Genomic DNA, 22,311 nt, shown 5'->3' on the forward strand with positions numbered 1-22,311 from the left:
TTCAATTCATCAGACCCAGGGGAGGAGCTGCACATGGATTTCGCGCTGACTGAGGAGCAAGAGGCCATTTTCGACATGGCACAGGCTTTTGGGCAGGAAAAAATCGCCCCCCATTCCCAACAGTGGGAAAAGGACGGCACCATCCCCAAAACGCTGTGGCCTCAGCTGGCAGAACTGGGCTTTGGCGGGCTGTACGTCTCCGAGGAATACGGCGGCACGGGTCTCAGCCGTCTGGACGCCACGCTGGTGTTTGAGGCGCTGGCGATGGCCGATCCGGCGGTTGGCTCTTTCCTGTCGATCCACAACATGTGCGGCGGCATGATCGACAAGTTCGGCTCCGAGGAGACCAAGCAGAAATGGCTGCCCGCCCTGTGCAGCATGGAGAAAGTCTTCTCCTACTGCCTGACCGAGCCCGGCTCCGGGTCTGACGCGGCGGCCCTGAAAACCCGCGCCGAGCGCAGCAGTGACGGCTACATTCTGAATGGCACCAAGGCCTTCATCTCCGGCGGCTCCTACTCTGACGCCTATGTCGTGATGTGCCGCACCGGTGGCGACGGCCCCAAGGGCATCTCCACCGTGGTGGTTGAAGACGGCGCGCCAGGTCTGTCCTTTGGCGCGCTGGAGGACAAGATGGGCTGGAAGGCCCAGCCCACCTCGCAGGTGCAGTTCGACGATTGTGCAATCCCGGCCGACAACCTGATCGGCGAGGAAGGCAAGGGCTTTTCCTACGCCATGGCGGGGCTGGATGGCGGTCGCCTGAATATCTCTGCCGGCGCCTTGGGCGGCGCGCAGGCGGCGCTGGACCAGACCGTGCAGTACATGTCCGAGCGCAAGGCCTTTGGCAAATCCATCAACCAGTTCCAGGCGCTGCAGTTCCGGCTGGCAGAGTATGAGACCAAACTACAGGCCGCGCGCACCTTCCTGCGACAGGCCGCGTGGAAGCTGGACAATGGCGCCCATGACGCCAGCAAATTCTGCGCCATGGCCAAGCTGATGGTGACCGACACCGCCTTTGACGTGGCGAACGGCTGTTTGCAGCTGCACGGCGGCTATGGCTACCTGGCGGATTATGGCGTGGAAAAGATCGTGCGGGATCTGCGTGTCCATCAGATCCTCGAGGGCACCAATGAAATCATGCGGCTGATCGTGGCCCGCCAGCTGATCGCGGAGTGATCCCCGCCGTCATCCGAAAACACCGCATCCCGCCCGGCCCCGCGCCGGGCCAGCAGACGGGAGAGTTTCGCCGTGAGTGACATCCACATCCGCAAGCAGGGCCGCGCCGGCCGCATCACCTTCACCCGCCCCAAGGCGTTGAATGCGCTCAGCTATGACATGTGCATGGCAATTGACGCCGCGCTGCGCGACTGGGCGCAGGATGACGCGGTACAGCTGGTGGTGATCGATGCCGAGGGCGACAAGGCCTTCTGCGCCGGCGGTGATATTGCCGAGCTGTACGAGACCGGGACCAAGGGCGATTACGTCTATGGTCGCCGCTTCTGGCGCGACGAATACCGGGTCAACGCCCGGATCTTCGAATACAAGAAACCGATCATCAGTTTCCTGCAGGGCTTCACCATGGGTGGCGGCGTCGGCATTGGCTGCCATGGCACCCACCGTGTCGTCGGCGAAAGCAGCCAGATCGCCATGCCCGAAACCGGCATCGGCCTGGTGCCGGACGTCGGCGGCTCTTTGATGCTGGCGCTGGCGCCGGACCATCTTGGCGAATACCTCGGTCTGACCGGCGCGCGCATGGGCGGCGATGACGCGATCCTCGCCGGCTTTGCTGATTACTTCATCCCGCAGGAGCAATGGCCCGCGCTAATCTCCGCGCTGGAGGAGACCGGCCGCGCCGACGCGGTAGAGGCTGCCGCCCAACCTGCGCCCGTGGGCAAACTGCGCGACCTGCGTGCGGACATTGCCAAACACTTCAGCCAAGACAGCCTGCCCGCGATCCACGCGAGCCTCAGCGCGGAGGACGGCGATTTTGCCCAATCGGCGCTGAAATCCCTGAACCGCAATGCGCCGCTGTCGATGGCCTGCACGCTGGAAATGTTGCAACGCCTGCGCGCTGACGGCCCGGCAATTCGTCGCGCGCTGGATCTCGAATACCGCTATACTTACCGCGCGATGGAACACAGCGATTTTCTGGAGGGCATTCGCGCCCAGATCATCGACAAGGACCGCAACCCGCAGTGGCAGCATCAGGGCATGGAGGTGCCCATCGATGAGGTAGAGGCCCTGCTGGCACCTTTGGGGGCGAATGCGCTGACATTTGAGGAGGACAACATATGAAGATCGGATTCATCGGCCTTGGCAACATGGGCGGCCCCATGGCGGCAAACCTCGCCAAGGCGGGCCACGAGGTCACGGGCTTTGACATGGCTGCGGTCAAGATCGACGGCGTCAATATGGCGGAGTCCGGGGCCGCCGCCGCGACCGGCGCCGATGTTGTCATCACCATGCTGCCCAACGGCGCCATCCTGCGCCACGTCGCGACTGAGGTGATCCCGGCCATGGCCAAGGGCGCCACGCTGGTCGATTGCTCCACCGTTGACGTCGAGTCCGCCCGCGCCGTGGCCGCGCAGGCGGCGGATGCGGGGCTGAAGTTCGTCGACGCGCCGGTCTCCGGCGGCATCGGCGGTGCTGCGGGTGGCACGCTGACCTTCATGGCCGGCGGCTCTGCCGACGCCTTTGCCGCGGCGGAACCGCTGTTTGACATCATGGGGCAGAAGGCGGTCCATTGCGGCGAGGCTGGCGCCGGCCAGGCCGCCAAGATCTGCAACAACATGATCCTGGGCGTCACCATGATCGCCACCTGCGAAGCCTTCGCCCTGGCCGACAAGCTGGGCCTTGATCGGCAGAAGATGTTCGACGTGGTCTCCACCTCCTCCGGTTACAGCTGGTCGATGAACGCCTATTGTCCGGCTCCCGGCGTCGGCCCGCAGTCGCCTGCCGACAACGGCTATCAGCCCGGTTTCGCCGCGGAACTGATGCTCAAGGATCTGGGCCTCAGCCAGCAAGCCGCCGAAAGCGCCGATGCCGACACCCCGATGGGCCAACTCGCCATGGAGCTCTACAAACGCTTCGTCGAGGACGAAGGCGGCAAGGGCAGGGATTTTTCCGCGATGCTGCCCCGGTTTTCAGACCGCGGCCGCGGCTGACAAGCCCGATACCCGCTGACAGCAACAAAAGGCAGCCCGGCGCGGCTGCCTTTTTCTTTGCGGGCCAACGTCACCTCTCCTTCGCTGCGCCCCTTGATGCCGCTGATGCGGCGCGGAGTTGTCACAGTTTTGACTAAAATCTTTATCAATCCTTACCTCGGACAGGACAGGCCCCCTGTGCCTTTTGGGGAAGGAAAGCCAGCATGGCGACTGCAACGGAACTGACCATCGACACCGCCGCCACAGCCACACAGATGGCGGAAGAGATCTTGGGCACAGGGGTCACAATTGAGCGCGCCAGCTACAGCGGTGACGGGCGGTCCTCTGGCCTCTACAGCGGCGCTGACACTACAAGTCCCGGCGTTGCTTCAGCCGACACCGGCGTGATCCTGTCCACCGGACAGGCGCGGGATTTCACCAACGGGTCCGGCAGCACCGACACCAACCTGCGCGGCAACACCAGCACCAATACCAGCGGCATCGACAACGACGCCGACTTCAACACGCTGGCCGGGGCCACCACCAGCGACGCGGCTTTTCTCGAGGTGGATTTCACACCCGACGGCGACCTGCTGACCCTCGATTTCGTGCTGTCCTCCGAGGAGTACCCGGAGTTTGCCAGCTCCCAATACAACGATGTGGTCGGCGTCTGGGTGAACGGGGTCGCGGCGCAGGTTTCCATCGGCGACGGCAAGGCGTCGATCGGCAACATCAACGCAGGCACGGCCGAAAACATCTATGTCGACAACACCGGCGACCAATACAACACCGAGATGGATGGCTTCACCATCACCCTTACCTTTGTGGCCCCCGTCAACACGGGCCAAGTCAACACGCTGAAGATCGGTGTCGCCGATGTCGCCGACAGCAGCTACGACACCACGCTCCTGGTGGGGGCCGGTTCGGTACAGACCGGCGTGGTGGCGCAGGACGATGCGTCGGAATTCGCCATCGGCAAGACCCGCATTCTGGATGTGCTGGCCAATGACGGCGACGCCTCAGGCGGGGTGCTGACCATCACCCAGATCAACGGCCAGCAGGTAGCGGCAGGCGATACCGTGACCCTGCCCAGCGGCCAGCAGATCACGCTGACTGACGACGGCACTCTCAGCGTTGCCACCGACACGGATCTGGAGACCGTCTATTTCAACTACACTGCCGAAAACGACCAGGGCAATGCCGACACCGGGCTGGTCAAGATCACCCAGACCGTGCCCTGCTTTCTGCGCGGAACCATGATCCGCGTGCCCGGCGGCGAACGCCCGGTCGAGACGCTGCGCCCCGGCATGCAGGTGCTGACCTATGACCACGGGCCGCAGACCCTGCGTTGGATCGGCAGCCGCCGCACCTGCTGCACCCCGGCCACCACACCGATCCGCTTTGCGCCCGGCGCCTGCGGCAACGACCGTGCCCTTCTGGTGTCACCCCAGCACCGCATGCTGCTGCGCGGCTGTCACGCGGAAATGCTGTTCGGCGCCGCCGAGGTCCTGGTCAAGGCCAAGGATCTGGTCAACGACCACACGATCCGCCCGGCGTCTGATCTGGCAGAGGCGGACTGTGTCCACCTGCTGTTTGGCAGCCACCAGATCGTCTGGGCGAATGGCGCGCTCAGCGAAAGCTACCAGCCCGGACCGGAAACCGCGGCAGGCTTTGACGCCGCCACGCTGGCAGAGATCCAACTGCTGTTGCCAGACCTCTGCCCGGAAACCGGCGGCGGCTACGGTGCAGCGGCACGCCCTGCGCTACGCAGCTACGAAGCGCGGCTTCTTGCCGCCTGCTGACAGCCAACCGGCGGCGGCTCGCCGCCCGAAATTCTCCCCCTTGGAAAATATGACCGCCCGGTTATGTCAGGGGCAGCGCAACAAGGATCCGCTGTTCATGGTAGCCCGTCAATCTGTTTCCCTGTCCATCCTCGCCGCGGCGTCAGCCTTGGCCATCACCCTGACCGCAGGCGGCGGATCCGGCTCTGGCGCCGGTGAAGCGCCCCGCGACCGCGACGCCGCTCTCACTGCCCGACATGCCGCGCCCCAGCCCTGCCCGGCTGGCCTGTCGCAGCAGCACAACCGCTGCGCGCCGCGCGGGCAAACGCGCAAGTTCTACCGCCGCGGCGACCGCATTCTTGAGGACTACCTCTGGATCGGCTCCCCCGGCGACTGGGCACTGGACCCTTACGGCAGCTATGTGCAGGCGGGCGGCTATGTCTATCAGATCAACCGCGAGACCCAGAATGTGCTGCGGCTGGTCGGCGCTGTGCATCAGCTGTCTGACCCAGATAAATAAAGCGCCACGATACTCCGACGCATGAGCCGTGGCCTACGGTGCAGCGGCAAAACCGCCGCCACGCGGCCGCGGTCCGTGCGCGTCTCTTTCTGGTCGAAAATACTCCGGGGTGAATTGGCCGTAGGCCAAAAGGGACAGCGCCCCGCCTGCGGCAACGGCAACAGGCGGGGGCAACAGGTGGGGGCGTCTGCCCGCTATTCTGCGGCCACCTTGCGGCTCGCCAGAATATCCTTCAGATAGCGCCCCGTATGGCTGCGCGGCTCTTCGGCCACGGTCTCCGGCGTGCCTGCCGCCACGATCTCGCCGCCGCCGTCGCCGCCTTCGGGACCGATGTCGATGATCCAGTCGGCGGTCTTGATCACATCCAGATTGTGCTCGATCACCACCACGGAATTGCCCTGCTCCACCAGCTCGTGCAGCACCTCCAGCAGCTTCTTCACATCCTCGAAGTGCAGGCCAGTCGTGGGTTCATCCAGGATGTACAACGTTCGCCCGGTCGCGCGTTTCGACAGCTCCTTGGACAGCTTCACCCGCTGCGCCTCACCGCCAGAGAGGGTCGTGGCCTGCTGTCCCACCTTGATATAGCCAAGCCCGACCCGCATCAGCGCATCCATCTTGTCGCGGATCGACGGCACCGCCTGGAAGAACGTCTGCGCGTCCTCCACCGTCATGTCCAGCACATCGGCGATGCTCTTGCCCTTGAACTTGATCTCCAGCGTCTCGCGGTTGTAGCGCGCGCCGTTGCAAGTCTCGCAGGTGACGTACACATCCGGCAGGAAATGCATTTCCACCTTCAGCACACCGTCACCCTGGCAGGCCTCGCAGCGGCCGCCCTTGACGTTGAAGCTGAACCGCCCCGGTTTATAACCGCGGGTCTTGGCCTCCGGCAGGCCGGCAAACCATTCGCGGATCGGGGTAAAGGCACCGGTATAGGTCGCCGGGTTCGACCGCGGCGTGCGACCGATGGGGCGCTGGTCGATGTCGATCACCTTGTCCAGATGCTCCAGTCCCTTGATGGTCTCACAGGGAGCAGGCGTCTGGCGCGCGCCGTTCAGCCGCATCGAGGCAGTCTTGAACAGGGTTTCAATGGTCAGCGTCGACTTGCCACCGCCAGAGACACCGGTGACGCAAACAAACTTGCCCAGCGGGAACTCGGCGGTGACGTCCTTGAGGTTGTTGCCGGTGGCCTTCACCACCTTGATCTTCTTCTTGTTGCCCTTGCGGCGCTTGGTCGGCACACCGATCTCGCGGGTGCCCGACAGATACTGCCCGGTGATCGACCCGGTATCGGCGGCAATGGCCTGCGGGGTGCCGTGGCTGACGACTTCGCCACCATGCACGCCGGCACCGGGGCCGATGTCAAAGACGTAATCGGCCTGGCGGATCATATCCTCGTCATGTTCGACCACGATCACTGTATTGCCCTGATCGCGCAGGTTTTTCAGCGTGGTAATCAGCCGGTCGTTGTCGCGCTGATGCAACCCGATCGAGGGCTCGTCCAGCACATACAACACGCCCGTCAGACCCGAGCCGATCTGCGACGCCAGTCGGATCCGCTGGCTTTCACCGCCCGACAGGGTGCCGGAATTGCGGCTCAGCGTCAGATACTCCAGCCCGACGTTGTTCAGGAACCCCAGACGTTCGCGGATTTCCTTGACGATGGCCCGGGCAATCTCCTGCTTCTGCTGGGTCAGGTGGTTCGGCACATCCTCGATCCAGGCCAGCGCCTCGCGGATCGACAGCTGCACCACCTGGCCGATGTGCACGCCCGCGATCTTCACCGCCAGCGCTTCTTCGCGCAGCCGGTAGCCGCCACAATGATGGCAGGAGCGGTTGTTCTGATAGCGCTCGAACTCTTCGCGCACCCAGTTGGAGTCAGTCTCGCGGTAGCGCCGTTCCATATTGGGGATCACCCCCTCGAAGGTGCGCTCCACCTGGTAGACCCGACCGCCCTCGTCATAGCGGAACTGGATTTCCTCATCGCCAGAGCCGTGCAGAAACACCTGCTGCACGAATTTGGGCAGGTCTTTCCAGACGGTGTTCTTGTCGAACTCATAGTGCTTGGCGATGGCTTCGATGGTCTGCAGGAAATAGGGCGACTTGCCCTTGCGCCAGGGGGCCAGCGCGCCGTCATAGACCTTCAGGCTCTGATCCGGCACCACCAGACGTTCGTCAAAGAACAGCTCCACCCCCAGCCCGTCGCATTCCGGGCAGGCCCCGAAGGGCGCGTTGAAGGAGAACAGCCGCGGCTCGATCTCCGGGATGGTGAAGCCACTGACCGGGCAGGCAAAATTCTCGCTGAAGGTGATGCGCTCCGGCTCGCCCTCGCGCGGGGCGGTTTCCAGAATGGCAATGCCATCCGCCAGATCCAGCGCGGTGCGCAGCGAGTCGGCCAGACGTGTTTCCAGCCCCTCGCGCACCACCAGCCGGTCGACCACCACGTCGATGTCATGGCGGAACTTCTTGTCCAGCGTCGGCGGCTCGTCCAACTCATAGAATTCGCCATCCACCTTCACCCTCTGGAACCCCTGCTTGCGCAGCTCCAGCATCTCTTTCTTGTACTCACCCTTGCGGTCGCGCACGATGGGCGCCAGCAGATAGCCGCGGGTGCCCTCCTCCAGCGTCATGATCCGGTCGACCATGTCCTGCACCTGCTGTGCCTCAATCGGCTTGCCGGTGGCCGGGCTGTAGGGCGTGCCTGCGCGGGCAAACAGCAGCCGCATATAGTCGTAGATCTCGGTCACCGTGCCAACGGTGGACCGCGGGTTCTTCGAGGTGGTCTTCTGCTCGATCGAGATGGCCGGGGACAAGCCACTGATGTGGTCCACATCGGGCTTTTCCATCATGTCGAGGAACTGCCGCGCATAGGCCGACAGCGATTCCACATAGCGGCGCTGGCCTTCGGCATAGATGGTGTCAAACGCCAGCGAGGATTTACCCGAGCCGCTGAGGCCGGTGATCACCACCAATTCATCCCGCGGAATATCCACGTCGATGCTCTTGAGATTGTGTTCGCGCGCGCCGCGTACTTCGATGGATTTTAGCTCAGCCATAATGCCCCCGTACCCGCGCCCGCAATACCCTCAGCGGACGCCAGCCCTACAGATAGGGAATGCACTTGCAAACTCCAAGCCCCAACCCGGAACATTGTGCGAACAGGACAAAACTTGCTGACAGCGGGTGGCAGCAGGCCTATGCACGGCGGCATCCGTAAGCCGCACGCGCCCCGCCCGCCGCAGGGTCAGACCCGACTTGGCCCGATGGACCGCCTGCGCCGGTCGGCCAAGAGTTGATGGGCAAGGATAGCAGCCAGAAACATGCCGCAGACAACCAGCATCATGGCGCCATAGCCGCCAAGCCCGACTGCCAGCAACAGAACCGGCGTGCCCAGCACATTGCCAGCGTTGCCTGCCTGCGACATCGCCCCGTTGGCCTCGGCCTGGTCCGCTGCCGTGTGGTTCAGCTGGGGCACCGCGGCAAAGCTACCGCTCTGCACCAGTCCAAAGGCCGTGGCCAGCGCCAGACAGGCGCGCCAGTCGCCCGGTGTCCACCACAGCCACAGCCCTGCCAGCAGGGACAGGGCAAAGCCCAGCTGCACCAGCGTCACCGGCGGCATTCGGCACCGCAGCAGCGCCACGCCAAGCAGCATCGAGACGGCGATGGACACCATCGGAAAGGCCCCCATCACCAGCGCGCGTTGCGCCTGTGGCAGATACGGCGGCAGCACGGTCATCAACGACACGAAACAACAGGTGTAAAACAGCCAGCCCGCCGCCGGCGCCAGCTTGAAGGGCGACCGGTAGATCCGCAGATGCAGCGCCGGCAGCTGGGCAATCGCAGGCAGCGGTTGGCGCGAAGGCACCGGTAGATCGCGCAGCGCACGGTGCAACAAAAGCGCCAGGAGCGCCATCGCGACCGCATGGGCGGCAAACAGCGCCGGCACACCCTGCCCCGCCACCAGCGGCAGCCCCAGCCAGTTCAGCAAGGCAAAGGAGACGCCAAAGAACGTGCTCCAGATCGTCAGCGCGGTGCCCCGCTGCACCGGGCTGGCCAGCAGCGCCATCAGCGTCGGCCCCGCCACCACGATGCCCAGATGCGACAGTCCCTCGATCACGCGGGTCAGCAGGAACACACCATAGGGCAGATGCAGCGCCTGAAGTGCCGACATTGCGGCGCCGGTCCACAGCGACCAGACCAGCGTGCGCCGATAGCCAAAGGAGGCCACGAACAGCCCGGCGACCACCCCCAGCAAAATCCCCATCACACCGGTCATCGACACGCTCAGACTCAGACCGGTGCCCGCATGCGGGTACAGCCCGGTCAGCTGGTCAAAAACCACTGCCACCTTGCCGTATTGAGCCGCCGCCCCCAGCCCAGCAGCCCAGACCGCGAGGATCAGCCCCCAGCGGGTGTTCGCCCCCTCTGTCACGTCACAGGCTCCCCGAAACAGAAAAAGGCAGGCGCAGCCCGCGCCTGCCTCGCAGATCTTTTCCCGCGTCCCCACTGCAACCGCAAGCGGGGATTGCATGGTTTACATGTGAATAACCCGATCAAAGGCGTCCAGCACGCTTTCGTGCATCATTTCCGACAGCGTGGGATGCGGGAAGACGGTGTTCATCAGGTCTTCCTCGGTGGTCTCCAGCTGGCGGCCCACCACGTAGCCCTGAATCATCTCGGTCACTTCGGCACCCACCATATGTGCGCCCAGCAGCTCACCGGTCTTGGCGTCGAAGATGGTTTTCACCATGCCTTCGGCCTCCCCCAGCGCAATCGCTTTGCCGTTGCCGATGAAGGGGAAGCGGCCGACCTTGATGTCGTAGCCCAGTTCCTTGGCCTTGGCCTCGGTATAGCCGACGGAGGCCACCTGCGGCTGGCAGTAGGTGCAGCCCGCGATGCTTTCGGGTTTGACGGGATGTGCATGTTTGCCCGCGATCAGCTCGGCCACCATCACGCCCTCGTGGGACGCCTTGTGCGCCAGCCACGGCGCGCCCGCGATGTCACCGATGGCATACAGCCCGTCCACACCGGTGCGGCAATACTCATCCGTCACCACATGGGTGCGGTCGACCTTGACGCCCAGGCCTTCCAGCCCCAGACCTTCGACGTTGCCGACGATGCCCACGGCAGAGATTACGGTGTCGAAGTCCTGTTTCTGCACCTTGCCGCCGACCTCGATATGCGCGGTGACTTTGCCCTTGCCGCGGTCCAGTTGCTTGACCATGGCTTTCTCCATGATCTTCATGCCCTGTTTGACAAAGGCCTTCTTGGCAAAGGCGGAGATTTCCGCGTCTTCCACCGGCAGCACCCGGTCCATCACCTCGACAACGGTCGTGTCGGCACCCAGGGTGTTGTAGAAGCTGGCAAATTCGATGCCGATGGCACCAGAGCCGATGACCAGCAGCTTCTTGGGCATCCGCACCGGATCCAGCGCGTGCTTGTAGGTCCAGACCAGATCGCCGTCCGCCTCCAGCCCGGGCAGCTCGCGCGCACGTGCGCCAGTGGCCAGCACGATGTTCTTGGCCGTCAGGTCCTGGTTGCCCTTGTCGGTCTTGACGCTGACCTTGCCCTTAGCGGGGATCGAGGCCTCGCCCATGACCACGTCGATCTTGTTCTTTTTCATCAGATGGCCAATGCCCGACGACAGCTGTTTCGCCACCCCGCGCGAGCGTTTCACCACCGCGGCCAGATCATAACCAATGTTGTCCGCCTTCAGGCCGAAATCCTTGGCCCGCTCCATCAGGTGAAACACCTCAGAGGAGCGCAGCAACGCCTTGGTCGGAATGCAGCCCCAGTTCAGGCAGATGCCGCCCATATGCTCGCGCTCGACCACGCAGGTCTTCAGCCCCAGCTGCGCGGAACGGATGGCGGCAACGTAGCCCCCCGGTCCTGCCCCGATTACGATCACGTCATAGGTTTGTGCGGCCATGGTGCTCCCTCGCCCCTGAACAGGTTCAAAAAACTAGTTCACCGTTAAACTAATTAGCCCTGCACTGCAATCACCCCGTGCTGCGGCATTGCAACCCGACAGGCGCCGTCGCGGTTTCCGCTTGGCAGCAGTGCGATTTGAACGCCAGCATAGGCACAAAGCCCGGCTGCAATCCACCGACCGTTCCCAAATTTTTCCAGCACTGGTCCGGATTGCGCGGATCGGGGCCAGTATCACACCCACGCGGCACATTTGGCGCTGCGCCAGCCGCCCTGCCCCACGGTCCGGCGTACGGCGGTGAAACAAAAAACCACCGCGCCCCTTTCCGGGATGCGGCGGTCAGACTTTCGTCGTTTGAGGGTGCCTCAGCCGGTCGCCTGCACCTGGCGCACGGTCTCGCCATAGCCGCCAGCCATGACGTAATCCTGCTCCGGCCGGGTGCTGGGACGGTGCAGCGCCTCGTTGCGGTAGGGGAAGCGGCCGAACTGGCGGATCACCTCGCGGTGGGCGCGCGCATGCAGCAAATTGGAGCGTCCGGTCTCCGGCATCCGTTCGATCATCAGCCGGATGCAACGTTCCTGATCGCACAGGTTTTCAGAGTGCATCAGCGGCAGATAGAAGAACTGCCGGGCCGGCTCGTCGATCTTCAGATCCCACTTCTTGTTGATGGCCACCTTGGCTGCCGACAGCGCCGCCTGATCCGAGGCAAAGGCGCGCGACTCGCCGCGGAACATGTTGCGCGAAAACTGGTCCAGCAGGATGATGTAGGCCAGCGTGCCGCTGGGATAGGTCAGCCAGAAGGAAAACCGCCCGTCGCAGGCTGCCTCCCAGGTGTTGAGAAATCTGCTGCGGATCGTCTGATCCAGCGTCTCATCCTGCAGATACCACCCCTGTTCACCAACCTCATCGAGCCAGAATTCAAGTATCTCTTCGGGACCAGCCATCGGTCTTAACTCCAAGTGTTTGCCTGCCATCTACAACAGGACATTTTCTGCTGCCTTTACAAGTAAGCTTGGGTCACAATTTGCAACAGGCAAGGGGGAAGCGTGAAATAAACCTCACGATCCCCGCAGGTTAGCGCAATCAATTCTCGGCTTCGGCCGTTTCTTGCTCCTCCAGCTCTGTCTCGATGGCGTATTCTTGGGCAAATTCCACCGCCACTGGCGTCGCCGCAGGCGTCATTGCCGCAAAGCTGCCGGTTTCTTCCACGGGAATGGACGCACGCTGAGTCGCGCGGTACAGCGCATAGGCCGCCATCAGGAACATCAGAGCCGCAATCAGCGCAAAGTAGCCCGGCGGTCCGAACACTGCGTCGCTCATCAGCCAGCCGGTGATGACGGGGCCGGCGATGGCGCCCAGCCCGTTGATGAACACCAGCCCACCCGAGGCCGCCGCCATGTCGTCATGCTCCAGATAATCGTTGGTATAGGCAATCAGCAGCGAGTACAGCGGGTTCGACAGACCGCCGATGAAAAACGCCGCCACCAGCAGCATGTGGAAATCGGCCCCGAACAGGAAGCCTGCCACCGCGCCGCAGCCGCCGCCCAATGCCACAAACAGGATCAGCACCCGGCGGTCCATCCGGTCCGAGATCCAGCCCAGCGGATATTGCAGCACTGTCGCACCGATGTAGAAGGTGGCGATGAACAGCGACAGCTGTCCCAGCGTCATGCCCGCCGCCGAGCCGTAAACCGCGCTCATGCCGAACTGGGCGGAAAACACGCCGCCCAGGAGGAACATGCCGACACAGCCCAGCGGTGAAATCTTCATCAGCTGCTTCAGCGTCATCGGTTTGGTGGTGTCAAAGGCCGGGGTCGGCGAGATCGACAACAGGATCGGTCCAAAGGAGACAGAAACCAGGATCGACGCGATGATGAAGGCCTCATAGCCCCCCGGGTCGCCGACCTGGATCAGACCCTGCGCCGCGATGATGCCCACCATCTGGACCATCATGTACAGCGACAGCGCCTTGCCACGGTTGGTGTTGTCGGCAGCGTTGTTCAGCCAGCTTTCCGCAGTCACATACACGCCGGAGAAGCAAAAGCCGATCACAACCCGGCCCAGCCCCCAGGCAATGGTGTTGGGCAGGATCGGGTACAGGATCATCACCGCCGAGATGAATGACGCCAGCGCCGCAAACACCCGCACATGGCCAACCCGGCGGATCATCTCGGGCGCCATCCGCGAGCCGCCTAGGAAGCCGACGAAATAGGCCGCCATCACCAGCGACATCTCAAAGGCGTTGAACCCTTCCAGATCACCGCGCACCCCCAGCATGGTGCCCTGCAACCCGTTGCCCACCATCAACAGGCAGACCCCCAACAGAAGCGCCCAGGCACTCGACAGCACTTGCAGCATTTCCATGCCTCCTGACCAATGAAACACGGCCCTCCGCGCGGGATGGGCCGGTTTTGATTTTACCTTAATGTACCGCCTTGGACGGTTCCGCACAGGCCGCAGCGCCCGAACAATGACCAATGGCCCGCTGTCGCAAGGCGCGGCAGCAGGACAATGCGGCGCTTGTCCACGGATTCGCGACGAATTTCTAAGGCGTATCCGTCCTGCCAGGGATCAAAAGCGACGCATCCCCATAAGAAAAGAACCGATAGCCCTCTGCAACCGCATGGGCATAAATTTGCCGGATTTTTTCTTGTCCCATCAGGGCGGAGACCAGCATCATCAGCGTCGATTTCGGCAGGTGGAAATTGGTCATCAGCGCATCGGCCACCTGAAAGGTGAAACCGGGATAAATGAAGATGTCGGTGTCGCCTTCCCAGGGCTGGATCTGCCCGTCGCGGGCAGCACTTTCGATCAGCCGCAGCGCGGTTGTGCCCACCGGGATCACCCGCCCACCCGCAGCCTTGGTGGCGGCGATCTCAGTTGCGGCCTGTTCGCTGACCCGGCCCCATTCGGCGTGCATCCGGTGGGTGGTCACATCCTCGACCTTGACCGGCAGGAAGGTGCCCGCGCCCACGTGCAGCGTCACATAGGAAATCTCCACGCCGCGCGCAGCCAATGCCTCAAGCAACGGCGCGTCAAAATGCAGCGAGGCCGTGGGCGCCGCCACCGCGCCGCTGTTCTTGGCCCAGACGGTCTGGTAATCGGTCTTGTCCCGCTCATCCGCGGCGCGTTTGGCGGCGATATAGGGCGGCAGCGGCATCGCCCCTGCCTCAGCCAGGGCTGCGTCAAAGTCAGTGCCAGACAGGTTGAACCGCAGATGGCCCTGCCCGTCCACGACCTCGTCCAGTCTTGCGCTCAGCGCGTCGGAGAAGACGATCTCCTCACCCGGCTTGATCTTTTTCAACGGTTTCAGCAGCGCCGCCCAGCTGCCGTTGGCGCGTGGCTCCAGCAGGGTGGCTTCGATGCGGGCGGACACCGGGCCTTGGGCGCTTGTGCGGTGGCGCTGGCCGCTCAGCCGCGCAGGGATCACGCGAGTGTCGTTCAGCACCAGGCGGTCGCCGGGCGCAAGCCAGTCCACGAGATCCGTCACATGGCCATCATGCAGCGCATCGCCCGTCGCCACCAGCAGCCGCGCGGCGCTGCGCGGGCTGACCGGGCGGGTGGCAATCAGATCGTCGGGCAGGTCGAAGTCAAAATCGCTGAGTTTCATGGCCGCGCTATAAGACGTGCGGGCGGGAAAATCCATCATGATTTTGCCAACCCATGGGCTGTACCGGGCGCTTCACCGCTCTGCCCCGGTCAGCGGCCGTGGTGCCTGTCGGCCAGTCTCGCCGCCGTCCTCACCAGCGCTGCCCGAGTTACCCTCGGGCTGTCCCTGACCCGGCACGCCCGGCGTCGGACCGCGGAAGATCTCGCGCAGAAAGCCGGGGGTGAGGCCCGCCAGCGGGTTCACCGCCACCGCCGGATTCGCCGCCGTGCCCCGCAGCGTGAAGGTAAAGCCGATCAAGCCCTCACCGTCGCGCGGCGACAGGATGCGGCCGATGGCATTCAGCAGATAGATCGGCGACAGCACCCCGCGCATGTTCAACCGGGTGCTGGTCAGATCATAAACCCCATCCAGCGACAGCCCGATGGAGGGGCCCACGGCGCTGCTTTCATGCAGGGTCAGATGGGTCTGCCCCAGCTTGAACCGTGCCTGCATGTTGGTGAACAGGATGCCCTGTCCGGTCATCTCGTCCAGCAGGCCAACCAGGCTGATCGCGTTCAACAGCGCCGCCATGGAGGGCGCATTGCGGACCCGGAAGTTGCGCACATCCATCCGCCCATCGTATTCGCCCACCGTACCCGACGGGACCAGCGTCATGTCAAAACTGCCGCCCCGACCATGTTCGAACACCCCGGCAGAGCGGAACACCCCGCCCGCATCGCTGGCCCGGATCCGCGCTGCGGTCCCACCGTTCTGCGGCACCAGGGTGCCCGCCACGGGTGTCTGCCCGTTCAGCCGCGCGGTGAATTCGCCGTTCATGCCGCCGCGGGTGGAAAACCGGCCCTGAAAATTCTGCAAGGCAATGCTGTCGGTTACCTGCAAGGTGCCAAGCCGCAAGGTAATCGGCACCGCGCTGCCTGCCCCCGGACCGCCGCCGCCACCGCTACTGGCCGAGAATGGTGCCCTGTGCAGCGCCAGACGTCCGCCAGTCACCTCGATGGCCGGCGCCGCTGCGCCGCGGCCCAAGAAACGGACCGGCCCGCGGAACCAATTGCCCACCCGCACCGACGAAAACGCCGCCTGTTCCAACCCGCCGCCCTCTCGCGTCGTCACCTGGCCGCTGGCTTCAAGCCCCGGCGCCTCCAGCTCCAGCCGCTCAACCGCAGCGGGGGCCTCCAGCACCGCCTCCAGCTCCAGCCGCCCGGTGGCGCCTGCCCGCTTGCGCCAGCCGATCTCGGCGATCCGCAGCTCCAGTCCCGCCAGATCCGAGCTAAGCTGGAGCCGCGGCGGTGCGTCGGGGCTGAGATCCACGCGGTAGCGCCCCACGCCACGGCCCGAGACCGCGCCATTGGGCAGGCCAAGGTTGAACGCCTCAACCGCTTGCGCCGACAGCTCGATCGTGCCCTCCACTTGGCTGGCAGGAGACACCCCCTGACCCACCGCCTGCCGCCAATCGGCGCTCAGCGGCACGCCCGACAGGCTGCCTTCGCCGCTGATCCGCACGTGCCCTTGGTCGCCCGTCACCTGCAACAGCGAAGCCGAAGCCTGATGGCCCGGAACCAGCAAACTGGTCTCCACATCACGCACATCGGCACGGTAATGATACAGGATCTGCTCCACCGGCACTTTTTTCTTAAGCGGCAGCGACAGCGTGCCGGTCGCCTCGACACGCCCCTGCGCCAGCTGCACCGGCAGCTTTGCCTTGTCCATCACCCGCAACGGCGCGCGGTTCAGCAGCGACAGCGCCGCGGTAACAGAGCCGCTGGCCGCCGCCCGCACGATGGCCGGCGTGCCATCCTTGACGCCGATGTCGGGAATGATGAAGGCGGTTCCGGTCACATCCACATCGCCGCCCTGCTCTGCCGTCACCACCCCCGCAGACGCGGTGGCCACCAAACGCTTGCCGTAAAGACTCAGCTGACCCGCCGCCGCGCGCAATGGCGGCATGAATTTCTGAAACAGCACCTCGGCCCCGTCAAAGCTGAGGTCGAGACTGACAAAGGGTTTCTCACTGCCACGCCCGCGCATGTAAAAGCCCGCCTCCCGCACCATCCCCGCGCGCAAGTTTTCGCGCAGCCATGCGCGCGGTTTCGGCGCCAGCGCGTCCGGCCACAGCGCCTTGATCCGTGCCACCGTGATCTGGTCGACCCGACCGTTGAGATCGTAGTCCCAGCCCGCAGGTCCGGCCCCGATTTCACCATCCAGATGAATGCGGCTGTCGCCGTCACGCACCAGCATCTCGCCCAGCCGCAGCCGGAACGGGCGCAGTTGCAGATCAAAATCGGCATCCACCCCCGGCAGGCGCACCGGGGCCTCAAACATCTGCCGCGGGTTCAGCTCCAGATCGGAAAACCGCAGCTGGCCTACCAGGCCGGTCAACTGACCGTTCTCGATGCCCGAAAGGCTGGCCTGGCCGCGCATAGAGCCCGCTCCCCAACCGCTTTGCACGCTCAGCTCGCTGAAGTTGAGCCGCTGCGCAGCCGGATCATAGGTGAAATAGCTGCGCGCACCACTGATCGGCACCGGGCGGGTTTGCGCTGTGGGCTGAATCACCCCCTTGCCGATGCGCAGACTGGCCTGGACCGGCGCCAGAAGCCCATCCTCGTCCACAGCGCCGCGCAACGCGCCCGAGATCGGCGCCCGCAGCACGCCCAACCACCCCAGCGCCGGGCTTTGCAGGGCGATGTCCTCGCTGGCGATGCCGGAAATCAGAATGCCAAAATCTGCCGCCGGGCTGCCCAGCACCGAGGAATAGTTCGCCTCCAGCTGCCCCACCTCACCGCGTCCGCTCAGCACCGAAAACCCGGCCGCGAGGGACAGCGCATCCCCCGCCCGGGTCAGCCGAATTTGACCACCATCCAAGGTCCAGCCGCGCCCCAGCCGGTCATCGGTGTAAGAGAGGGTCAGGGCGTTTGTTTCCATCTGCGTCAGCGCTGCCAGCACCGGTTTTTGCAACTGGCCGTCCCATTGCTGGATCAGCTCCACCATGGACTTGGCCCGACGCGACGGCGGGGCATCGCTGGCAAAACTCAGCGCCAGCGAACCGTCCTTGTTGCGCCGTAGCGCCGCAAACAACCCGCTGAGGGTGATCTCCTTGGGCTGGATCCGGCCTTGGATCAGCGGTTTCATCGCCAGGCTGGCCTGGGCGTCGGCAAGCTGGGCAAACAGCGCCCCGTCCGCGTGTCGCAGCACCACGTCGCGCAGGCTGATGCGCGGCCGCCAGCCGCGGTTGACCACCAGGTGAATGGCGCCGAACTCAATCTGCAAGCCGTTCAGATGCCGCTCGATGCGGGTCTCAACCCGCTGCCGCAGCCAGTCCGGCGCGTCCAGCCGGGTACCGATCCCGAAATAGATCGCGCCCGCGGACAGGAAGCTCAGCACTGCCAGCACCCAGACCAATGCGCGCAGCAGTCGCCAGCGTCGTCGCCGGTGACGGCGCCGACGCATCCGCGCAGCCTTGGCCGCACGCCCGCGCCGCGGCGCAGGTGGCCCTGGCACGGGCACCGCCTCGGCGGCTGTCTGGCCTGTGTCACCTGTCGGGTCGATCTCAGCTTTCCCTTTGCTGCTCATGGGTTATGTTGGCCGCCAGTAGCACGCTCAGATTGCCGGAGACAGACCGATGTTAGACGTATCAGACCCCGCCCCTTCCTTCACTTTGCCCAGCACCCAAGGCGGTGAGGTCAGCCTCTCCAGCCTCCAGGGATCCGTCGTGGTCCTGTTCTTCTATCCCCGCGATGATACCCCCGGCTGCACCAAAGAATCCATCGGCTTTTCAGAGGCTTTGCAGGCCTTCGCCGATGCCGGCGCCCAGGTCTACGGGATTTCCCGCGACACGCTCGCCAAGCATGAGAAATTCACAGCAAAACACGGGCTGACCACGCCACTGCTGTCCGATGCCGACGACACCGTCTGCGAGGATTATGGCGTATGGAAGGAAAAGAACCTCTACGGCAAGAAGCATTGGGGCATCGAACGCTCCACCTTCCTGATCGACGCCGAGGGCCGCATTGCCCGCATCTGGCGCAAGGTCAAGGTGCCCGGCCATGTCGAAGAGGTGCTGGAGGCGGTCAAGGCACTCTGAGCAGCGCCTGCGCTGCCTGACAGTGCAGCGGCACACGCCCGCCCTGCACACCGCCCCGTCTGGACATTTTCCGTCAAATCGGGTGAACCCGCCTCACCCCCTCACCCCCTCACCCCCTCGCCGCCCCGCCGCCAAAAGGAACCCGCATGCCCCAAACGCCCCTGACGCTAGCCCAACGCGCCGCCGAGGTGCTGACCACCGCCGACGGGCGCGCAAAAACCGCGCTGTCGCGTCGTCATGCCGCCGACTGGCAGGCCTATCGCCGTGGCGAGGCACCCGAGATTGCCATTGGCACCGCCCGCCCGCCGCTGCACCCGGCCCGCCCGGACCAGCCGGAGCTGCGCGACCCGCGCGAGGTGCCCAAGCGCAAGCCGGGCTCGCCGCAGGGACGCATCGCACTACTGCACGCCGTCGCCCATATCGAACTGAACGCCGTGGATCTGCACTGGGACATCATCGCCCGTTTCTCTCATGTCCCAATGCCGCTGGGATTTTTCGACGACTGGGTGCAGGCCGCGGATGAAGAATCCAAGCATTTCAACCTGATGTGCGACTGTCTGGAGGCGCAGGGCAGCCATTACGGCGCCCTGCCGGCCCATGCGGGTATGTGGCGCGCCGCCGAGGACACCGCCGACGACCTGATGGGGCGGCTGGCCGTGGTGCCGATGGTGCTGGAGGCCCGCGGCCTGGATGTCACCCCCGGTATGATCGAGATCTTCCGCAAGGCAAGCGTCACCCAGGCCGTCGACGCGCTGGAGGTGATCTATGCCGAGGAAGTCAGCCATGTCGCCTACGGTTCCAAGTGGTTCAATTTCCTCTGCGGTCGCGACAATCTGGACCCCAAAGAGGTCTTCCACGGGTTGGTGCGCAAATATTTCCACGGCGCCCTGAAACCGCCCTTCAACGAGGAAAAGCGCGCCGACGCCGGGCTGCCGCCGGACTTCTACTGGCCGTTGGCCGATCAGGACCGCCCCCTGCCCGGCGGTTGAGTACGCGGGGTTTTCGGCAGAAACCCGCCTATCCTTGCCCACTTACGCCCCGTGGGCGGCGCATCGGGTCATCGGGCTTGCCCAAGCGCGCTGCCCTGTCTATTCACTTCGCGAGGATCCGGCAGGCCAGCGCGCCGTCGGCGAGGAACGGAACGAGGGACCCGGCTTTGCGCACACGGCTCGCAATCAGAATCCACAGCTTTCTCGAACGCCGTTTTCCGGAACGGCGCGTCTTTCTGAAATCTGACAGCGACACGCGGTTCATCCGGCTGCGCTCGGAAACCCAGCTCATCGCCGTCGCCGGCATCACCCTGTTCACCGCCTGGACCATCGTCGCCACCGCCATCGTGCTGATGGACAGCATCGGTTCGGGTAACTTTCGCGAACTGGCCAAGCGCGACCAGCAGACGTACCGCGAACGGCTGAACGCAATCTCCACCGAACGCGACGCCCGCGCCGAGGAGGCGCTGGCCGCGCAGGAACGCTTCAATGCGGCGCTCACCCAGATCTCCATGATGCAGTCCGAACTGCTGGCCTCCGAAACCCGCCGCCGCGAGCTGGAGACCGGCATCGAGGTGATCCAGAGCACCCTGCGCGACACCATGACCCAACGCGATCAGGCCCGGCGCGAACTGGCGGTGCTGAAGCAGGAGAGCACAGGCGAAAACACCGCGCCCGCGGTGATCGCCAGCGCCGCGGCGCAGATGGAACTGATGGCAGATGCGCTCAACGACACCGCAGCCGAACGCGATCAGATCCGCGCCGATGCCGAGACCGCGCTCGGCGAACGCGACGCGCTGGAGCTGGAACTGCAGCTGATGGATGAGCGCAACAACCAGATCTTCCGCCAGCTGGAAGAAGCGGTTGAGGTCTCTGTCACCCCACTGGACAAGATGTTCCGCAGCGCCGGCATGCCCACCGACAGGATCCTGGAGCAGGTGCGGCGCGGCTACAACGGCCAGGGCGGCCCGCTGGAGCCATTGGCCATGTCGACGCGCGGGGAGGCACCCACGCTGGAAGAGCAGCGCGCCAACAGCATCCTGGCCAAGCTGGATGAGCTGAACCTCTACCGGCTGGCTGCCCAGCAGGCGCCTTTTGCAACGCCGGTCAACCTGAACCTCGTGCGCCAGTCCTCCGGCTTTGGCTATCGCCGCGATCCCAAGACCGGTGGGCGGCGACTGCACAAGGGATCGGATTTTGCCGGTCGCACCGGCACCGACATCTATGCCACCGCCGATGGCGTGGTGACCCATGCGGGTTGGCAATCGGGCTATGGCCGGATGGTCACCATCCGCCATGCCTTCGGCATCGAAACCAGATACGCCCATAACTCGAAACTCCGCGTGACAAAGGGCCAAAGGGTCTCGCGCGGGGATCACATTGCTGATATGGGTAACACCGGACGGTCCACCGGGACCCACCTCCATTACGAGGTCAGGGTCAACGGGCAACCAGTAAACCCCATGATCTACATCAAGGCTGCGAGAAATGTTTTCTAAGAGCAAAATCAACGAGCCCGGACCGAAACAGGCCGACGCAACTCCGGCGCCCACCGCCACGCCTGCAGCACCGGTCAGCGACTACAAGACCAGCAGCGCCCCCAAGCCCAAGCCTGCCGCCTCGCTGCTCAGCTCTGATCTGCACATCACCGGCAACGTCAAGACGACCGGCGACATCCAGGTCGAAGGCACCGTCGAGGGCGACATCCGTGCGCATCTGCTGACCGTTGGCGAAACCGCCACCATCAAGGGCGAAGTCACCGCCGATGATGTCGTCATCAATGGCCGCATCGTGGGCCGCGTGCGCGGGCTGAAGGTGCGCCTCACCTCCACCGCGCGGGTCGAAGGCGACATCATCCACAAGACCATCGCGATTGAATCCGGCGCTCATTTCGAAGGCTCCGTGCAGCGCCAGGACGACCCGCTGAACCCCGGTGGCCGCAAATCCGCCCCGGCCGCGGCACCTTCGACAGCTGCCCCTGCCCAAAAGCAGGCACCCTCGGCCGCGGTACAGGCCGCCACCGCCGCCCACAAGACCGACGGCTGACGCCGCACGACCGACGGGCACGGGTCCCGTGGCTGGCAGCCGGCACGGGCAAAGCCGTGTCAGATCCGGCCATGTGGATGCGCAATTCGAAACCGCCGCAGTTTTACACTGCGGCGGTTTTTCATATCGGCTTACGGCGCAGCCGACTCTCCGCGATGTCTGCCCTTTACCCCCGCTCGCCCGGCGTGTACCAGAGCGGCAAGCACAACCCAAGGCGGCGA

The 22,311-nt window shown here is 64.5% G+C and carries 16 protein-coding genes; 9 read left to right on the forward strand and 7 right to left on the reverse strand.

Translation table 11 applies throughout. The features are described 5' to 3' along the window. Positions 1-33 precede the first annotated feature (33 nt). From AC0IPL_RS08270 to AC0IPL_RS08290, 5 genes are all read left to right on the forward strand, one after another. Positions 34-1,173, forward strand: coding sequence for an acyl-CoA dehydrogenase family protein (locus AC0IPL_RS08270; RefSeq protein ID WP_474273490.1), 1,140 nt, complete (start codon positions 34-36; stop codon positions 1,171-1,173). 72 nt (positions 1,174-1,245) lie between these two features. After that, positions 1,246-2,292 (forward strand): enoyl-CoA hydratase/isomerase family protein, encoded by a 1,047-nt coding sequence (locus tag AC0IPL_RS08275; protein WP_474273491.1) that lies wholly within the window; start codon positions 1,246-1,248, stop codon positions 2,290-2,292. Then, positions 2,289-3,161, forward strand: a complete 873-nt coding sequence (gene mmsB / locus AC0IPL_RS08280) for a 3-hydroxyisobutyrate dehydrogenase (RefSeq protein WP_474273492.1) — start codon at positions 2,289-2,291, stop codon at positions 3,159-3,161. Before AC0IPL_RS08275 ends, mmsB begins: the two co-directional genes overlap by 4 nt. Positions 3,162-3,364: 203 nt before the next feature. Next, positions 3,365-4,942 (forward strand): choice-of-anchor L domain-containing protein, encoded by a 1,578-nt coding sequence (locus AC0IPL_RS08285; protein ID WP_474273493.1) that lies wholly within the window; start codon positions 3,365-3,367, stop codon positions 4,940-4,942. A 97-nt stretch (positions 4,943-5,039) separates the two neighbouring features. Then, the gene (locus tag AC0IPL_RS08290) at positions 5,040-5,441 is read left to right on the forward strand and encodes a hypothetical protein (protein WP_474273494.1); all 402 of its coding nucleotides are present in this window, start codon (positions 5,040-5,042) and stop codon (positions 5,439-5,441) included. 194 nt (positions 5,442-5,635) lie between these two features. Here AC0IPL_RS08290 and uvrA read toward each other — a convergent pair whose 3' ends face one another. The 7 genes from uvrA to AC0IPL_RS08325 all read right to left on the reverse strand — a co-directional run bounded on the left by uvrA (position 5,636) and on the right by AC0IPL_RS08325 (position 18,544). Next, complete coding sequence (gene uvrA, locus AC0IPL_RS08295) at positions 5,636-8,494, reverse strand: excinuclease ABC subunit UvrA (RefSeq protein WP_474273495.1); 2,859 nt, start codon at positions 8,492-8,494, stop codon at positions 5,636-5,638. A 188-nt stretch (positions 8,495-8,682) separates the two neighbouring features. Further along, positions 8,683-9,870, reverse strand: coding sequence for an MFS transporter (locus AC0IPL_RS08300; protein ID WP_474273497.1), 1,188 nt, complete (start codon positions 9,868-9,870; stop codon positions 8,683-8,685). A gap of 102 nt (positions 9,871-9,972) precedes the next feature. Further along, positions 9,973-11,367: a dihydrolipoyl dehydrogenase gene (lpdA, locus tag AC0IPL_RS08305; protein ID WP_474273499.1), complete on the reverse strand. Its 1,395-nt coding sequence runs from the start codon at positions 11,365-11,367 to the stop codon at positions 9,973-9,975. Between the two features lie 365 nt (positions 11,368-11,732). Then, positions 11,733-12,311, reverse strand: coding sequence for a DUF924 family protein (locus tag AC0IPL_RS08310; RefSeq protein WP_474273500.1), 579 nt, complete (start codon positions 12,309-12,311; stop codon positions 11,733-11,735). Positions 12,312-12,450: 139 nt separating this feature from the next. Then, positions 12,451-13,725, reverse strand: coding sequence for an MFS transporter (locus AC0IPL_RS08315; protein ID WP_474273831.1), 1,275 nt, complete (start codon positions 13,723-13,725; stop codon positions 12,451-12,453). Between the two features lie 187 nt (positions 13,726-13,912). Beyond that, entirely contained in the window at positions 13,913-14,977 is a 1,065-nt protein-coding gene (gene queA, locus AC0IPL_RS08320) for a tRNA preQ1(34) S-adenosylmethionine ribosyltransferase-isomerase QueA (protein WP_474273833.1), read from the reverse strand. 72 nt (positions 14,978-15,049) lie between these two features. Next, complete coding sequence (locus tag AC0IPL_RS08325; RefSeq protein ID WP_474273501.1) at positions 15,050-18,544, reverse strand: YhdP family protein; 3,495 nt, start codon at positions 18,542-18,544, stop codon at positions 15,050-15,052. Between the two features lie 49 nt (positions 18,545-18,593). On the opposite strand from AC0IPL_RS08325, the gene AC0IPL_RS08330 reads away from it, so the two are divergent. The 4 genes from AC0IPL_RS08330 to AC0IPL_RS08345 all read left to right on the forward strand — a co-directional run bounded on the left by AC0IPL_RS08330 (position 18,594) and on the right by AC0IPL_RS08345 (position 22,090). Continuing rightward, positions 18,594-19,055, forward strand: coding sequence for a peroxiredoxin (locus AC0IPL_RS08330; RefSeq protein ID WP_474273503.1), 462 nt, complete (start codon positions 18,594-18,596; stop codon positions 19,053-19,055). A 146-nt stretch (positions 19,056-19,201) separates the two neighbouring features. Then, positions 19,202-20,044 carry a ferritin-like domain-containing protein gene (locus AC0IPL_RS08335; protein ID WP_474273505.1) on the forward strand — a complete coding sequence of 281 codons (843 nt, stop codon included), beginning with the start codon at positions 19,202-19,204 and terminating at the stop codon, positions 20,042-20,044. A gap of 167 nt (positions 20,045-20,211) precedes the next feature. After that, a complete protein-coding gene (locus tag AC0IPL_RS08340) occupies positions 20,212-21,543 on the forward strand; it encodes a DUF5930 domain-containing protein (RefSeq protein ID WP_474273506.1) in 1,332 nt (443 codons plus the stop codon). Further along, positions 21,533-22,090: a bactofilin family protein gene (locus AC0IPL_RS08345; RefSeq protein WP_474273507.1), complete on the forward strand. Its 558-nt coding sequence runs from the start codon at positions 21,533-21,535 to the stop codon at positions 22,088-22,090. Before AC0IPL_RS08340 ends, AC0IPL_RS08345 begins: the two co-directional genes overlap by 11 nt. Positions 22,091-22,311: the final 221 nt, after the last annotated feature.

The organism is Leisingera sp. SA32 (assembly GCF_056033425.1).

What these genes read in the sequence shown, in the direction of transcription:
- AC0IPL_RS08270 (WP_474273490.1), top strand. Translation starts at nt 34, where the DNA reads ATGGATTTCGCGCTGACTGAGGAGCAAGAGGCCATTTTCGACATGGCA.
- mmsB (WP_474273492.1), top strand. Translation starts at nt 2,289, where the DNA reads ATGAAGATCGGATTCATCGGCCTTGGCAACATGGGCGGCCCCATGGCG.
- AC0IPL_RS08285 (WP_474273493.1), top strand. Translation starts at nt 3,365, where the DNA reads ATGGCGACTGCAACGGAACTGACCATCGACACCGCCGCCACAGCCACA.
- AC0IPL_RS08290 (WP_474273494.1), top strand. Translation starts at nt 5,040, where the DNA reads ATGGTAGCCCGTCAATCTGTTTCCCTGTCCATCCTCGCCGCGGCGTCA.
- uvrA (WP_474273495.1), bottom strand. Translation starts at nt 8,494, where the DNA reads ATGGCTGAGCTAAAATCCATCGAAGTACGCGGCGCGCGCGAACACAAT.
- lpdA (WP_474273499.1), bottom strand. Translation starts at nt 11,367, where the DNA reads ATGGCCGCACAAACCTATGACGTGATCGTAATCGGGGCAGGACCGGGG.
- AC0IPL_RS08310 (WP_474273500.1), bottom strand. Translation starts at nt 12,311, where the DNA reads ATGGCTGGTCCCGAAGAGATACTTGAATTCTGGCTCGATGAGGTTGGT.
- AC0IPL_RS08315 (WP_474273831.1), bottom strand. Translation starts at nt 13,725, where the DNA reads ATGCTGCAAGTGCTGTCGAGTGCCTGGGCGCTTCTGTTGGGGGTCTGC.
- queA (WP_474273833.1), bottom strand. Translation starts at nt 14,977, where the DNA reads ATGAAACTCAGCGATTTTGACTTCGACCTGCCCGACGATCTGATTGCC.
- AC0IPL_RS08325 (WP_474273501.1), bottom strand. Translation starts at nt 18,544, where the DNA reads ATGAGCAGCAAAGGGAAAGCTGAGATCGACCCGACAGGTGACACAGGC.
- AC0IPL_RS08330 (WP_474273503.1), top strand. Translation starts at nt 18,594, where the DNA reads ATGTTAGACGTATCAGACCCCGCCCCTTCCTTCACTTTGCCCAGCACC.
- AC0IPL_RS08335 (WP_474273505.1), top strand. Translation starts at nt 19,202, where the DNA reads ATGCCCCAAACGCCCCTGACGCTAGCCCAACGCGCCGCCGAGGTGCTG.
- AC0IPL_RS08345 (WP_474273507.1), top strand. Translation starts at nt 21,533, where the DNA reads ATGTTTTCTAAGAGCAAAATCAACGAGCCCGGACCGAAACAGGCCGAC.